A 14,985-nucleotide genomic window follows, 5' to 3' on the forward strand; every position below is an offset into this window, starting at 1 on the left:
GACGTCGCCAAGCAACTAAAAACACAAGTCTTTTGACTTGTGTTTTTTTTATTTCCCATGAAATAGGCCCGGTTCTGTTAGTAAAAAAGACGAAATATAGTAAGGGATTTTTTGAGCAGAAATAGTAAGAAATTGATAAATAAATGGATAATCTTCAGAGCCATAGCTCCCAAGTAAATCATACCACCAATCTGTTTCGTATCTAGAAATCATACTTAAATTGTAGAGCAATAAATAATGAACAAGAAGTTCAGGTAATACTGGTTTAGGATTTCTCGGGTCAATTGGAATTGGTAAGTAATAAGTATCAGCAAGATATTCGTAGTATAAAGGCGTACTATATATAGGGTTCCACGACTGGATAGGAGCTGTAAAAAGTAGATTCGATCCGCTCGTTTTCCCGGAGACATGTTGTATGGATAAATGCTTACAAGTTGATTCAATGTAACGTGAAAATCTTTCTGTAGTCATATGAAGTCGATCTAGTATGTTGGCCGAAAAGGAAAGTTCATTTGTATTTGTTGAATCGATTTTATATAAAGTGGCCCCTCTTTGACTATAGCGAAATAAATTTTGTAATTCAGGAATATTTCCCATTAGATCTAGCATGTTAAACTTCTCTGCTTCTAAGTGTTTCATGTGAAACAGCTGTTCTGCAATATGAGTAAATAATCCATTTTTTTGTACCTTCACCTCATCTTCTAAAAATTGATACCCCTGTTTTTTTCGTTTACGAGTCGTAACACCATGAGCTAAAACAGTAGTGGATTCTGGATAGTTAGGATCAATAGTTAGTAAGCAGGCTTTAAAAAGTTGGCTCATTCCATAAAACAATAACATTGGCTGAATCGAAAAGGGGGCCACCTTATATAATTCATAATAGTTTTTCCCGTGTTCTAAGTAATAAATAAAGGGATAACAATTTTCGAAACTTTTTTTTTCAGCATCTTGTATGGAGGATTTTTCGTAGCAACGGGCAAGATAACGTTGTACATTTTGAGATGAAAAGAAGAAACTTAATTGCTGCCAAGTACAATGTGTTTGATGCATATATTACGCTCCTTTTATTGTCTAAAAATTCTAACATATATATACGTCCTTGACAGTATTTTAACCAATTGATAAGCTACTAATAATAATTTCTGGTATCATGGGGGGAACAATTATGTGGGAATCTAAATTTGTTAAAGAAGGTTTGACTTTTGATGACGTATTACTTGTACCAGCAAAGTCAGATGTACTACCAAGAGAAGTAAGTGTTAAAACAGTTTTATCTGAAAGCTTACAGTTAAATATCCCGTTAATTAGTGCAGGAATGGATACAGTAACAGAAGCTGATATGGCTATTGCAATGGCTCGTCAAGGCGGTTTAGGAATTATTCATAAAAACATGTCTATTGAACAACAAGCGGAGCAAGTTGATAAAGTAAAACGTTCTGAAAGTGGCGTTATTTCAGATCCTTTCTTTTTAACTCCAGAACATCAAGTGTATGATGCAGAGCATCTTATGGGAAAATACCGTATCTCAGGTGTACCGGTTGTAAATAATTTAGACGAGCGAAAATTAGTTGGTATTATTACAAACCGTGATATGCGTTTTATCCAAGACTACTCAATCAAAATTTCCGACGTAATGACAAAAGAAAAGCTAATTACAGCTCCAGTTGGTACAACGCTGGAAGAAGCTGAAAAGATCCTACAAAAGTACAAAATTGAAAAACTCCCTCTCGTTGATAACAACGGTGTATTACAAGGGCTTATTACAATAAAAGATATTGAAAAAGTAATTGAATTCCCAAATTCTGCGAAGGATAAGCAAGGACGCTTATTAGTTGGAGCAGCGGTTGGTGTAACGGCTGATGCGATGCTTCGTATCGACGCATTAGTAAAAGCTAGCGTAGATGCAATCGTACTTGATACAGCTCATGGACATTCTCAAGGTGTTATTGATAAAGTGAAAGAAGTTCGTGCGAAATATCCATCACTAAATATTATCGCTGGAAATGTTGCTACTGCTGAAGCAACGAAAGCACTAATTGAAGCAGGTGCAAACGTAGTTAAAGTTGGTATTGGACCAGGCTCTATTTGTACGACACGCGTTGTAGCTGGCGTGGGTGTACCACAATTAACAGCAGTTTATGATTGTGCAACAGAAGCTCGTAAACACGGTATTCCAGTTATTGCTGATGGTGGTGTTAAGTACTCTGGTGACATGGTAAAAGCTTTAGCAGCAGGAGCACACGTTGTTATGCTAGGTAGTATGTTTGCTGGTGTTGCTGAAAGCCCTGGAGAAACTGAAATTTACCAAGGTCGTCAATTCAAAGTATATCGTGGTATGGGTTCTGTCGGAGCGATGGAAAAAGGAAGTAAAGACCGTTACTTCCAAGAAGGAAATAAAAAACTTGTTCCAGAAGGTATTGAAGGTAGAGTACCATATAAAGGACCTTTAGCAGATACAGTTCATCAATTAGTTGGTGGATTACGTGCCGGTATGGGATATTGCGGAGCGCAGAATTTAGAATTCTTACGTGAGAATGCACAATTCATTCGTATGTCAGGTGCTGGTTTACGTGAAAGCCACCCTCATCACGTACAAATTACAAAAGAGGCTCCAAACTACTCATTGTAATGTCTTATATACAAATAGACGGAGATTTGATATCTCTGTCTATTTTTTTTTGATTATGTTAGAATAACGGTTATGTGAGTACATAGATATTGGGGGTAGCAAAAGTGAAAGGTATGTTTTGCAAAAGATTCATTGCTTTAGTAACAATGCTTACACTAGCTTGTAGTATGTTGTTACCATATAGCAATGCATCAGCAGAAACAGGAGCTGCTTTAAGCATTGAAGCAGGTGCAGCAATTTTAGTTGAAGCGAATTCTGGGAAAATTTTATATCAAAAGAATGCAGATGAATTATTATCAATTGCTAGTATGACAAAGATGATGAGTGAATATTTAGTTCATGAAGCAGTGGATAAAGGAAAACTTAAGTGGGATCAAAAAATTAAGGTTTCTGAATATGCGTATAAAGTTTCGCAAGATCGTTCATTATCGAATGTGCCGCTACGAAACGGTGATTCTTATACAGTAAAAGAGTTATATGAGGCAATGGCAATTTATTCTGCTAATGGTGCAACGATAGCTTTAGCTGAAGCAGTTGCTGGAAAAGAAGTAGACTTTGTAAAAATGATGAACGATAAGTCGAAAGAGCTTGGATTAAAAACTTACAAGTTTGTAAATTCTACTGGCTTAACAAACAAAGATTTAAAAGGACAGCATCCTGAAGGAACAACTCCGGATGAAGAAAATAAAATGGCTGCGAGAGATGTAGCAATTTTAGCACAACGCCTTATTCAAGATTTCCCTAAAACATTAGATACAGCTAAAATTTCAAAAAAGACGTTCCGTGAAGGTACTACGGATCGAATTGACATGATTAACTGGAACTGGATGTTACCAGGTTTATCTAAGGTATATGCGGGTGTAGATGGCCTGAAAACAGGTTCAACTCCAGAAGCAGGGGATTGCTTCACTGGTACAATTGAAAAAGATGGTATGCGTTTTATTTCTGTAGTTATTAAAACGAAGTCTCGTGATGCACGCTTTGATGAGACAAAGAAACTATATGATTATGGATTTGCTAACTTTGAAATGAAGAAACTGTATAAAAAAGATTCTTCAGTAAAAGGACAAGAAACAGTACGAGTAGAAAATGCTAAAGATAAAGATGTAGCAGTTCAAACAAAACAAGCTGTTTCACTTCCAGTGCCAAAAGGAAGTAAAGATGTTTATAAAACAGAATTAAAAGAAGCAAATAAGGGACAAGAAGCACCTATTAAAAAGGGAGCTGCACTTGGCCAAATGGTAATCACACCAAAAGATGCGAATGATCCTGGATTTTTATCTGGTAAGTCATTACAAATAGATCTTGTAACAACGTCTGCAGTAGAGGAAGCGAATTGGTTTACTCGCTCTATGCGCGGAATTGGCTCTTTCTTTAGTGGTATATGGAATAGTGCTGTTGATACAGTAAAAGGTTGGTTTTAAAAGCTCCTCATTGTAGGGGCTTTTTCTTATTCCTATTTTTCATACCGACTTTATGAAAAAGTAGTAGACAAGCATCTGATAGTTAGTGGTAGAATGTAAGAGTATTCTTAATTTTCGCCTTTAACGGGGAAAAGCAATTCACCTAGGGGGGTTTTTGTAACATGACAAATGTAACAGGGACAGAACGTGTAAAACGTGGAATGGCAGAAATGCAAAAAGGCGGCGTTATTATGGACGTAATTAACGCTGAACAAGCAAAAATTGCAGAAGAGGCAGGCGCAGTTGCTGTTATGGCACTGGAGCGTGTACCAGCAGATATTCGTGCAGCAGGTGGCGTTTCTCGTATGGCAGACCCAACAATCGTTGAAGAAGTTATGGGCGCTGTTTCAATTCCGGTTATGGCAAAATGCCGTATCGGTCATCTTGTAGAAGCACGTGTATTAGAATCATTAGGGGTAGACTATATCGATGAGAGTGAAGTATTAACTCCTGCTGATGAAGTATACCATTTAAATAAACGTGATTACACAGTTCCGTTTGTATGTGGTTGCCGTGATATCGGAGAAGCTGCACGTCGTATTGCAGAAGGTGCATCTATGCTTCGTACAAAAGGTGAACCAGGAACAGGAAACATTGTAGAGGCAGTGCGTCATATGCGCCAAGTCAATGCAGAAATCCGTCAAGTTGCAAGTCTACGTGAAGATGAGTTAATGACATATGCAAAAAATACTGGTGCTCCTTATGAAGTACTACTTGAAATTAAACGCCTTGGTCGTTTGCCAGTTGTAAACTTCGCAGCAGGTGGTGTAGCAACACCAGCAGATGCAGCGTTAATGATGCAACTTGGTGCGGATGGTGTATTCGTAGGATCTGGTATCTTCAAATCAGAAAATCCAGAGAAATTTGCACGCGCAATCGTTGAAGCGACGACTCATTATGAGGATTACGAACTAATTGCGAGCCTTTCTAAAGGATTAGGTAATGCAATGAAAGGTATCGAAATTTCAACGTTATTACCAGAACAACGCATGCAAGAGCGTGGATGGTAATTGAAGGAGAACTTTAAAATGGTGAAAATCGGTGTACTAGGTCTTCAAGGTGCAGTTCGTGAGCATATAAAATCAGTTGAAGCAAGTGGTGCAGAAGCTGTTGTTGTAAAGCGTATAGAGCAACTTGAAGAGATTGATGGTCTTATTTTACCAGGCGGTGAAAGTACAACAATGCGCCGTCTTATTGATAAGTATGCTTTCATGGAACCACTTCGTACATTCGCGAAGTCTGGTAAACCAATGTTTGGTACATGTGCAGGTATGATTCTTCTTGCAAAAACACTTATTGGCTATGAAGAAGCACATATTGGTGCTATGGATATTACAGTAGAGCGCAATGCGTTCGGACGCCAAAAAGATAGCTTTGAAGCCGCACTGTCAATTAAAGGTGTAGGAGAAGAATTTATTGGTGTATTTATTCGTGCGCCGTATGTTGTAAATGTAGCTGATGATGTTGAAGTACTTTCCACACATGGTGATCGAATGGTAGCAGTAAAACAAAACCAGTTTTTAGCTGCTTCATTCCATCCGGAATTAACGGATGATCATCGTGTCACAGCATACTTTGTAGAAATGGTAAAAGAAGCGAAAATGAAAAAAGTTGTATAAGTAACTTGCAACTTGTATAAGATTATAGTAAATTGATGGTAACAATTTTATAAAATAAGCGTGTTGATAGGAAGTAGTAACAAATGCCGTTTCTTATAGAGAGTCGATGGTTGGTGGAAATCGATAGAAACAGTTTGTGAATCCATCCTAGAATGGAATGTGGAATATCTTTATGATTAGTAAACATTCCCGGTGAAGAGCCGTTATTTCTACTTGAGAGGAAGGCGGTAATGCTTTCAACTAGGGTGGCAACGCGGGTTAACTCCCGTCCCTTTATATAGGGACGGGAGTTTTTTGTGTTTTATAAAATAAAAGGAGGAGTATATAATGCTTGATATTAAATTTTTACGTACAAATTTTGAAGAAGTAAAAGCAAAGTTACAGCATAGAGGCGAAGATTTAACTGATTTTGGCCGCTTTGAAGAGCTGGATACGAGAAGAAGAGAATTACTTGTTCAAACAGAGGAACTAAAAAGTAAACGTAACGAAGTATCTCAACAAATCTCTGTATTGAAGCGCGAAAAGAAAGATGCAGAAGCTCTAATTCTAGAAATGCGTGAAGTTGGAGAAAAAGTAAAAGATCTTGATAATGAACTTCGTACAGTTGAAGAAGATTTAGAAAGATTAATGTTATCTATTCCAAATATTCCTCATGAATCTGCTCCAGTTGGTGAAACAGAAGATGATAATGTAGTAGCACGTACTTGGGGAGAAGTGAAAGAATTTGCTTATGAACCAAAACCACATTGGGATCTTGCTACAGATTTAGGAATTTTAGATTTTGAGCGTGCTGGGAAGGTAACAGGAAGCCGCTTCGTATTCTATAAAGGTGCTGGCGCGAGATTAGAGCGTGCTTTAATTAGCTTTATGCTTGATCTTCATACTGACGAGCATGGATACGAAGAAGTATTACCTCCGTATATGGTAAACCGTGCAAGTATGACAGGAACAGGACAACTTCCGAAATTTGAAGAAGATGCATTCCGTATTGAAAGTGAAGATTACTTCTTAATTCCAACAGCTGAAGTACCTGTAACGAACATGCACCGTGATGAAATCTTAAATAAAGAGCAACTGCCTATACGATATGCTGCATTTAGCTCTTGTTTCCGTTCTGAAGCAGGTTCAGCTGGCCGTGATACACGTGGCTTAATTCGTCAGCATCAGTTCAATAAAGTAGAGCTTGTAAAGTTCGTAAAACCAGAAGATTCTTATGAAGAGTTAGAAAAACTAACAAATGATGCAGAACGCGTGTTACAATTATTAGAGTTGCCATATCGCGTTATGAGCATGTGCACAGGCGATTTAGGATTTACAGCAGCGAAGAAATACGATATCGAAGTATGGATTCCAAGCTATGGCACATATCGTGAGATTTCTTCTTGTAGTAATTTTGAGGCTTTCCAAGCGAGACGTGCAAATATCCGTTTCCGTCGTGAGCCAAACGGAAAACCAGAACATGTTCATACATTAAATGGATCTGGTCTTGCAATTGGACGTACGGTGGCAGCTATTTTAGAGAACTACCAACAAGAAGATGGTACAATTATAATTCCAGAAGTTCTTCGCCCTTATATGGGAGGAAAAACAGTTATTAAGTAAATTTATAAACATTCATCGGTATGAGTGATTGGTAATTATGAGCGTTGTCAGTACTATAATGTAGGAGAGGAAAAGTAAAATTTTCCTTTCCTCATAATTTATTTTAGTAGGGTTGACTAACTGTTTTTCTTTTGATATTATATTTGATGTCAATATGGAGGTATACCCAAGTCTGGCTGAAGGGATCGGTCTTGAAAACCGACAGGCGGCGAGAGTCGCGCGGGGGTTCGAATCCCTCTACCTCCTCCAGATATAATTGACAACAGCGCATATAAGTGGAGATTGGAGAACTCGTTACCAACACGTAACGAGTTTTTATTTTAAAACCAATCATAAAGTATGGTGTAAGGCGATTTTGTCCTTATTACACACTCATATTCCGATGATTATCTTCATAGATATGAAAGGAGTCAACATGGATCTTATTATACAAACGTTTCCTTTAGATGGAAAAACTTTATATTATGTACAATGTCCTGTCTGTAAGAACAATAGAATTTTAAACAGTGGTGCAAATGTGTCACGCATTATAAGCGATGATACATTCCGTAAACTTTGTGGTTGCACTTGTGATGTAAAGCAAACTGCGACAAAAGTAGAGGCGCCAAAAAAAGTTGAAAAAGCAGCTGTAAAGAAAGAAGCAGCTCCAAAACGTACAGGTAAAGTATTAACAGCAGTGATTAACGGGAAAGAAATGACTGTTAAAGAGATTGCTGAAACATACGATATTAGTACAAGTACTGTTCGTCAGCGTATTAATGCTGGAAAACCTGAGAGTGAAATTATTGCTCCGACAAAAAAGAAGTAATTTAATAGAAAAACCCGTGCGTATGCACGGGTTTTTTATTTTACAAGTTTACGTGTTTGTTTTAAAAAATGGCCAATTTTTTTAATGATTGGTTCAATTGAATCACCATCTTTTAAAATATCGTATTCATTAATGTTTAATCGTAAAACAGGGCATGCATTAAAGTTATTAATCCAGTTTTCGTAACGGCCATGCATCTCTTTCCAATACTCAATTGGTGTTTGTTGTTCCATCGGACGTCCGCGTTCTTGGATACGATCAACAATATCATCGAAAGAACCTTCTAAGTAAATTAATAAATCAGGATGAGGGAAGTAAGGAGTCATGACCATAGCGTCGAATAAACCTTTGTATGTTTCATAATCAGTTTCCGTCATTGTACCTTTTTCATGATGCATCTTTGCAAAAATTCCAGTGTCTTCATAGATAGAGCGATCTTGAACAAAACCGCCACCGTATTCAAAAATTCTTTTTTGTTCTTTAAATCGTTCTGCTAAAAAGTACACTTGCAAGTGGAAGCTCCAGCGTGTGAAATCAGCATAGAACTTGTCCAAATACGGGTTTGAATCTACCTTTTCAAATGATGTGCGATAACCTAAAGCGTTAGCTAATGCGGTTGTCATAGTTGATTTTCCGACACCTACTGTTCCAGCAATAGTGATTACTGCGTCATTTGGTATATCATATTTTTGCCTTAAATTCATTATTATTCCGACTCCTTTAAGAGAGTATTTTGAAGGGCGGATAGGATGACGTTTAAATCATCAGGATTTTTTACAAAATCCATATCGTCTCCGTTAAATTTTAATACTAGGATATCTGGATGATCCTTTTTAAAAGTATCCATTGCTGTTTCGTAATCTTTTGTGAGCTGTAGTAAGTAATTTGGATCCATGTTTTTTTCGAATTCTCTTCCGCGCATCGCAATTCGTGTTTGTAATGTTTCCAAGCTAGCTGTTAAATAAACGATAACGTTTGGTACAGGCATATCTTGTGTAAGGATACGATAGATTTGCATGTACTTGTCATATTGAGAATTCTTTAATGTACGGGATGCGAAAATTAAATTTTTAAATATATGATAATCCGCTACTACTGGTTTCCTTTGATTCAAATACTTTATGTTAATATCTTCTAATTGTTTGTATCTATTACAAAGAAAGAACATCTCTGTTTGAAAACTCCATTCGTCGATGTCTTCATAGAATTTTCCTAAAAAAGGATTCTCATCAACAATTTCTTTTAGTAAGTGGAGTTGCATGTGAGTTGAAATTGCCTTCGCAAGTGAGGTTTTTCCAACACCAATTGGTCCTTCAACCGTGATAAATGGTACTCCGGTCACGCTGTTTCCTCCTTTCAATCAGTGATTTACCGTGACTACTAAAAACACAAAACAGAATTATTGTAGCACAGGAGGGAAGCGAGCGGGTTAATTTGATATAAAAAGTTAGAAAATAAATATATGTATTAATTAATTTTTATTTGAGATGACGGTACTATATTTGCTTTTAATGTGGCTTCCATTATTTTTAAAGCATGCAGATTATCCTGATCATGATTAGAGGCAATACAGTCCTGTGGTACATACAGTGTATAATTTCTCATATGAGCATCGTTAGCTGTAAAGAGGATACATATATTCCCGGCGACTCCTGTCAATATTAGATTTTCTATTTTTAAATAGCCTAATAAAGAATTTAAAGGTGTTTCATAAAAAGCAGAGTAATGTGGTTTAATAAAAATGTAATCATCAGTATTTGGAGCAATCTTATGAATGATATTTTCACTATACTCATTTGTACAATGAGTAATTAGTTGGTCAATATCAGATCTCCAAAGTTGATAATGGTCATTAACATAAATTATGGGGTAGCCAAAGGATTTCATTGTTTTCTTTAATTGTAAAATAGGGTTTGTTATAATTTCGCATTTTTTGGCTAGGGTGGGCCCGTGTGAAAATTGAAAATCATTAATCATATCGATAATGAGTAAGGCAGTATTCTTCATATGTAATCCCCTCTCTTTTTTATTAGGGTGGATTGAATTTGTAAAAGTTATCCCATGTGTAGTAAATGGAAAAAAGTGTATTTTATTTGAGGGAAAGGACTATGGTATGGAACACGATCAAGATATTTATTTTATGCAGTTAGCAATAGAAGAGGCTAAAAAAGCAGAGGCAATACAAGAAGTACCGATTGGTGCAGTTATAGTGTTAGATGGTGAAGTAATTAGTGTTGCTCATAATTTAAGAGAAACTGAACAAAGATCAATAGCTCACGCTGAGTTATTAGCTATTGATGAGGCGTGCAAAAAATTAGGGACATGGCGTTTAGAAGATGCGACGTTATATGTAACATTAGAGCCTTGTCCGATGTGTGCGGGTGGAATTGTTTTATCACGAGTGAAGCGAGTTGTATATGGTGCAAGTGATCCGAAAGGTGGATGTGCAGGGACTTTGATGAATCTTTTAACGGATGAACGCTTTAATCATCAATGCGAGGTAGTTGCTGGTGTCTTAGAAGAAGAATGCGGTACTTTGTTAACAAACTTTTTTAGAGAGCTTCGTAAAAAAAGAAAAGCGATAAAAAAATTAGAGAAAAGTAACGAGAATTAACGTATTTGCATTTTGTAAAAAAACAAGTTATACTGATAATGCCTTTTAATGAAGGCAACCGAATATTGGTTTTAACTTTGCCGTGCTAAGCGGGGAGGTAGCGGTGCCCTATACTCGCAATCCGCTCTAGCGAGGCCGAATCCCTTCTCGAGGTTATGCTGCTGTAAGGTCTGCCTTAAGTAAGTGGTGTTGACGTTTGGGTCCTGCGCAACGGGACCCCGTGAACCTTGTCAGGTCCGGAAGGAAGCAGCAATAAGCGGGTCTTCTCGTGTGCCGCAGGAGTGCCTGAACCGAGCTAACTGCTTGAGTAACGCTTATGGTACGTAATCGACAGAAGGTGCACGGCAGTTATATATGTATACAAAACTCACCTTAATACTAAGGTGGGTTTTTTGTATAGAAAATAACTTTTGGAATCTATAAACAGAATGGGTTATAATAAATAAGATAATAACCTTTGAGGGAGGCCGTATTTTCGTGTCATACCAAGCGTTATACCGAACATGGAGACCGCAAAAATTTGAAGATGTAGTTGGTCAAAAGCACGTGACAAAAACGTTGCAAAATGCCCTTCTTCAAGAGAAAGTTTCACATGCTTATTTATTTTCTGGGCCGAGGGGAACAGGAAAAACTACAATTGCAAAAGTATTTGCAAAAGCAATCAACTGTGAACATGCTCCGGTAGCTGAACCTTGTAATGAATGTCCTTCTTGTTTGGGGATTACACAAGGATCTATTTCAGATGTATTAGAAATTGATGCGGCTTCAAATAACGGTGTAGATGAAATTCGAGATATTAGAGATAAAGTAAAATATGCTCCAAGTGCTGTAGAATATAAAGTATACATTATTGATGAAGTCCACATGCTTTCTATGGGTGCCTTCAATGCGCTTTTAAAAACGTTAGAAGAGCCGCCGGGACACGTCATCTTTATTTTGGCGACAACAGAACCACATAAGATTCCGCCTACAATCATTTCACGTTGCCAGCGTTTTGAATTTCGAAAAATATCAGTAAATGATATTGTTGAGAGATTATCGACGGTTGTGACGAATGAAGGTACGCAAGTAGAAGATGAGGCGTTACAAATTGTTGCGCGTGCCGCTGAAGGTGGTATGCGTGATGCGCTTAGTCTTATTGATCAGGCAATATCTTATAGTGATGAGACAGTTACGACAGAAGATGTATTAGCTGTGACAGGTTCTGTTTCCCAGCAATACTTAGGTAACTTAGTAGAATGTATACGTGAAAATGATGTATCAAGAGCATTACGTATCATAGATGAGATGATGGGTAAAGGGAAAGATCCAGTTCGTTTTATGGAGGATTTCATTTACTATTATCGCGATATGCTTTTATATCAAACCTCACCACAACTGGAACATATGTTGGAACGAGTAATGGTAGATGAGCAATTCCGGATGTTAAGTGAAGAAATGCAACCGGAAGTAATCTATGAAATCATTCATACTCTTAGTAAGGGACAACAGGAAATGAAGTGGACAAATCATCCGCGAATTTTCTTAGAAGTTGTTATGGTACAACTGTGTCAACAGTTTATGATGCAAGCGAACGGTGCAGATCGTTTACAAGCAATTATGAACAGGATGCAGCAATTGGAGAAAGAGTTAGAACAAGTCAAAAAGAATGGTGTGCCGGCTGGTGTGCAGCAAGAAGTCAGAGAGACACGTGCAACACCAAAGCCAGTGCGTACAGGGAGTATGAAAATTCCTGTTGGACGCGTAAATGAAGTGTTAAAGCAAGCAAAGCGTCAGGATTTAGAACAATTAAAAGCTGTGTGGGGTGAGTTGTTAGGAAGACTCAAATCATACAACAAAGTAGCGTTTGCTGTTTTATTAGAAAATAGCGAACCGGTAGCGGCTTCGGATGATACTTACGTTTTAGCGTTTCAATATGAGATTCACTGTAAAATGGCAAGCGAAAACCGAGAAGCTATGGATACAGTGGAACAGGCCTTATTTGAACTGTTAAGTAAAAGATTAAATATGATTGCCATTCCAAAAAGTGAATGGGGTAAAATCCGTGAAGATTTTTTACAGCGTGAAGGCGAGAATTCTGAAGAAAGCCCAGAGAAAAAAGAAGATCCTCTTATAGAAGAGGCAGTAAAATTAGTAGGACAAGAACTTATTGAAATAAAAGAGTAATAATAATTAGGAGGAATTAATTATGATGCGTGGCGGAATGGGAAATATGAATAATATGATGAAACAAATGCAAAAGATGCAAAAAGATATGGCAAAAGCGCAAGAAGAACTTGGCGAAAAAACAGTTGAAGGTACAGCTGGCGGCGGTATGGTCACAGTTATTGCAAATGGTCATAAGCAAATTCTTGAAGTGAAAGTTAAAGAAGAAGTTGTAGATCCAGAAGATATCGAAATGTTACAAGACTTAGTGTTAGCTGCAACGAATGATGCACTTAAAAAAGCTGATGAACTTTCAAACTCTACAATGGGTAAATTCACAAAAGGCTTAAACTTACCAGGTGGAATGTTCTAGGAGGATACTGATATATGCATTATCCAGAACCGATATCAAAATTAATTGATAGTTTTATGAAGTTGCCAGGAATCGGACCGAAAACAGCGGTTCGCTTGGCATTTTTCGTATTAGATATGAAAGAAGATGATGTGTTAGGTTTTGCAAAAGCACTTGTGAATGCGAAGCGAGATTTAGCGTATTGTTCTGTATGCGGACATATTACTGACCGCGATCCTTGTTATATTTGTAATGATTCGCATCGAGATCAGTCGATTGTTTGTGTTGTGCAGGAACCGAAAGATGTAATCGCAATGGAAAAGATGAAAGAGTATCAAGGTGTATATCATGTGTTACGTGGCGCGATTTCTCCAATGGAGGGAATTGGACCGGAAGACATTAATATCCCGCAACTTTTAAAGCGACTGCATGATGAAACGGTACAAGAAGTGATACTAGCAACAAACCCTAATATTGAAGGGGAAGCTACAGCGATGTATATATCCCGCCTCTTAAAGCCGACAGGTATTAAAGTAACTCGTATTGCACATGGTCTGCCAGTTGGTGGAGATTTAGAATATGCAGATGAAGTGACATTGTCGAAAGCGTTAGAAGGTCGTAGAGAAGTATAAGAGGAGAAACAAAAATGTTCTTTCAAAAAAAGGGTAAATTGCGTAAAGAGTATGATGATAAGCTAATTGTACTATTAGAAAAAGTGAAGAATGAATGGTTACGTCAGAAGAGAATGGTTGAACAAAGTGTGGAACCATCTCAAGATGTACTTTGTTCTTTGAAAATAGCAGAGGCGAAATATTTCTTCTTGTTAAAAGAAGCAAAACGTCGTCCTGTAAAAATGGAACAATGGTAAAAGGTTCTGCTGAAAAAGCAGAACCTTTTATTTTATTTATTAAATATTTAGTAGTTACTTCGTTTGGAAAGAAAGATTAATGGTTTTTATGAAGAAAGTGTTGCCGAATGAAGATTAACAAGATAAAGCAACTGGAGTTGTAGGGTAAATGTTCTTTTTTATCGCCTTGTCCCATACAAATAAATATGTATAGATCACTTTCATAAGGAGGAAAAAATGAATTCTACAGTTGTTATTGTCGGTATTCTTACTTTAGTTTTTATCTTTCTTGTTTTTGGTGTTTCTTCTAAGCCGTTACGTTTTATAGGAAAAGCGCTCTTTCATGTTACTTTAGGGATAGCATTACTCTTTATCGTAAATGTTGTAGGAACATATTTTGATTTTCATATTCCAATTAACTTGGGAACCGCAACAATCACAAGTATATTAGGCCTACCTGGTGTTGCTGCATTAGTGGTTATTAAGCTTTATATCATGCCAAGATAAAATTATTTTGGCATTTTTTTAAAAAGTGTTACGAACAAATGATTAATATGGCAAATTAATAAGCGACGTCAGGAACGAAAGAAAAAACTTAGTTGACAGATTTAACGAAGATGTTAACATATAGAAGTCGCTGAAACGCGATGTAGTTCTTTGAAAACTGAACGAAACAAACAACGTGAAACGTCAATTTTTATTTTTAGATGCTAGACAAACTAACTTTATTGGAGAGTTTGATCCTGGCTCAGGATGAACGCTGGCGGCGTGCCTAATACATGCAAGTCGAGCGAATGGATTGAGAGCTTGCTCTCAAGAAGTTAGCGGCGGACGGGTGAGTAACACGTGGGTAACCTGCCCATAAGACTGGGATAACTCCGGGAAACCGGGGCTAATACCGGATAA

The 14,985-nt window shown here is 37.3% G+C and carries 16 protein-coding genes, 1 tRNA gene, 1 rRNA gene, 1 other RNA gene and 1 other annotated feature; of the genes, 15 read left to right on the forward strand and 4 right to left on the reverse strand.

Going from position 1 to position 14,985, the window contains the following annotated elements; genetic code table 11:
- Window positions 1-48: 48 nt before the first annotated feature.
- A complete protein-coding gene (locus tag DN394_RS15465; RefSeq protein WP_097916680.1) occupies window positions 49-1,050 on the reverse strand; it encodes a YaaC family protein in 1,002 nt (333 codons plus the stop codon).
- 115 nt (window positions 1,051-1,165) lie between these two features.
- Between DN394_RS15465 and guaB the strand changes: the two genes are divergently transcribed.
- The 7 genes from guaB to DN394_RS15500 all read left to right on the forward strand — a co-directional run bounded on the left by guaB (window position 1,166) and on the right by DN394_RS15500 (window position 8,121).
- On the forward strand, window positions 1,166-2,629 hold the full coding sequence (gene guaB, locus DN394_RS15470; protein WP_000264076.1) for an IMP dehydrogenase: 1,464 nt from the start codon (window positions 1,166-1,168) through the stop codon (window positions 2,627-2,629).
- A gap of 113 nt (window positions 2,630-2,742) precedes the next feature.
- Entirely contained in the window at window positions 2,743-4,053 is a 1,311-nt protein-coding gene (locus DN394_RS15475; RefSeq protein WP_131233790.1) for a D-alanyl-D-alanine carboxypeptidase family protein, read from the forward strand.
- Between the two features lie 161 nt (window positions 4,054-4,214).
- Window positions 4,215-5,102, forward strand: a complete 888-nt coding sequence (gene pdxS / locus DN394_RS15480; protein WP_000186157.1) for a pyridoxal 5'-phosphate synthase lyase subunit PdxS — start codon at window positions 4,215-4,217, stop codon at window positions 5,100-5,102.
- 18 nt (window positions 5,103-5,120) lie between these two features.
- Entirely contained in the window at window positions 5,121-5,711 is a 591-nt protein-coding gene (gene pdxT / locus DN394_RS15485) for a pyridoxal 5'-phosphate synthase glutaminase subunit PdxT (protein ID WP_000238772.1), read from the forward strand.
- A gap of 54 nt (window positions 5,712-5,765) precedes the next feature.
- Window positions 5,766-5,987, forward strand: a binding site (T-box leader).
- 51 nt (window positions 5,988-6,038) lie between these two features.
- Window positions 6,039-7,313 carry a serine--tRNA ligase gene (gene serS, locus DN394_RS15490; protein WP_000884184.1) on the forward strand — a complete coding sequence of 425 codons (1,275 nt, stop codon included), beginning with the start codon at window positions 6,039-6,041 and terminating at the stop codon, window positions 7,311-7,313.
- Between the two features lie 156 nt (window positions 7,314-7,469).
- Window positions 7,470-7,562: transfer RNA gene (locus DN394_RS15495), tRNA-Ser, on the forward strand.
- A 166-nt stretch (window positions 7,563-7,728) separates the two neighbouring features.
- On the forward strand, window positions 7,729-8,121 hold the full coding sequence (locus tag DN394_RS15500; RefSeq protein ID WP_000364198.1) for a sigma factor-like helix-turn-helix DNA-binding protein: 393 nt from the start codon (window positions 7,729-7,731) through the stop codon (window positions 8,119-8,121).
- Window positions 8,122-8,156: 35 nt separating this feature from the next.
- On the opposite strand, the gene DN394_RS15505 is transcribed toward DN394_RS15500, so the two are convergent.
- The 3 genes from DN394_RS15505 to DN394_RS15515 form a co-directional block, all read right to left on the reverse strand.
- A complete protein-coding gene (locus DN394_RS15505; RefSeq protein ID WP_001053583.1) occupies window positions 8,157-8,825 on the reverse strand; it encodes a deoxynucleoside kinase in 669 nt (222 codons plus the stop codon).
- Window positions 8,826-8,827: 2 nt separating this feature from the next.
- Window positions 8,828-9,463, reverse strand: a complete 636-nt coding sequence (locus tag DN394_RS15510) for a deoxynucleoside kinase (protein ID WP_149293954.1) — start codon at window positions 9,461-9,463, stop codon at window positions 8,828-8,830.
- A 125-nt stretch (window positions 9,464-9,588) separates the two neighbouring features.
- Window positions 9,589-10,128 (reverse strand): cysteine hydrolase family protein, encoded by a 540-nt coding sequence (locus DN394_RS15515; protein WP_000798743.1) that lies wholly within the window; start codon window positions 10,126-10,128, stop codon window positions 9,589-9,591.
- A gap of 106 nt (window positions 10,129-10,234) precedes the next feature.
- On the opposite strand from DN394_RS15515, the gene tadA reads away from it, so the two are divergent.
- The 8 genes from tadA to DN394_RS15555 form a co-directional block, all read left to right on the forward strand.
- The gene (tadA, locus tag DN394_RS15520) at window positions 10,235-10,735 is read left to right on the forward strand and encodes a tRNA adenosine(34) deaminase TadA (protein WP_002108901.1); all 501 of its coding nucleotides are present in this window, start codon (window positions 10,235-10,237) and stop codon (window positions 10,733-10,735) included.
- 80 nt (window positions 10,736-10,815) lie between these two features.
- Window positions 10,816-11,080, forward strand: an RNA gene (gene ffs / locus DN394_RS15525) — signal recognition particle sRNA large type.
- Window positions 11,081-11,212: 132 nt separating this feature from the next.
- A complete protein-coding gene (gene dnaX / locus DN394_RS15530; protein WP_000121581.1) occupies window positions 11,213-12,901 on the forward strand; it encodes a DNA polymerase III subunit gamma/tau in 1,689 nt (562 codons plus the stop codon).
- A 25-nt stretch (window positions 12,902-12,926) separates the two neighbouring features.
- Window positions 12,927-13,253, forward strand: a complete 327-nt coding sequence (locus tag DN394_RS15535; RefSeq protein ID WP_170771173.1) for a YbaB/EbfC family nucleoid-associated protein — start codon at window positions 12,927-12,929, stop codon at window positions 13,251-13,253.
- Between the two features lie 14 nt (window positions 13,254-13,267).
- Window positions 13,268-13,864, forward strand: a complete 597-nt coding sequence (gene recR, locus DN394_RS15540) for a recombination protein RecR (protein ID WP_000559168.1) — start codon at window positions 13,268-13,270, stop codon at window positions 13,862-13,864.
- A gap of 14 nt (window positions 13,865-13,878) precedes the next feature.
- Window positions 13,879-14,100 carry a YaaL family protein gene (locus tag DN394_RS15545; protein WP_000466020.1) on the forward strand — a complete coding sequence of 74 codons (222 nt, stop codon included), beginning with the start codon at window positions 13,879-13,881 and terminating at the stop codon, window positions 14,098-14,100.
- 216 nt (window positions 14,101-14,316) lie between these two features.
- Entirely contained in the window at window positions 14,317-14,586 is a 270-nt protein-coding gene (locus DN394_RS15550; protein ID WP_001089486.1) for a pro-sigmaK processing inhibitor BofA family protein, read from the forward strand.
- Between the two features lie 218 nt (window positions 14,587-14,804).
- Window positions 14,805-14,985 (forward strand): 16S ribosomal RNA (locus DN394_RS15555); the annotation flags it as partial.

The organism is Bacillus sp. BB081, assembly GCF_008368895.1.
GTDB lineage: Bacteria > Bacillota > Bacilli > Bacillales > Bacillaceae_G > Bacillus_A > Bacillus_A wiedmannii.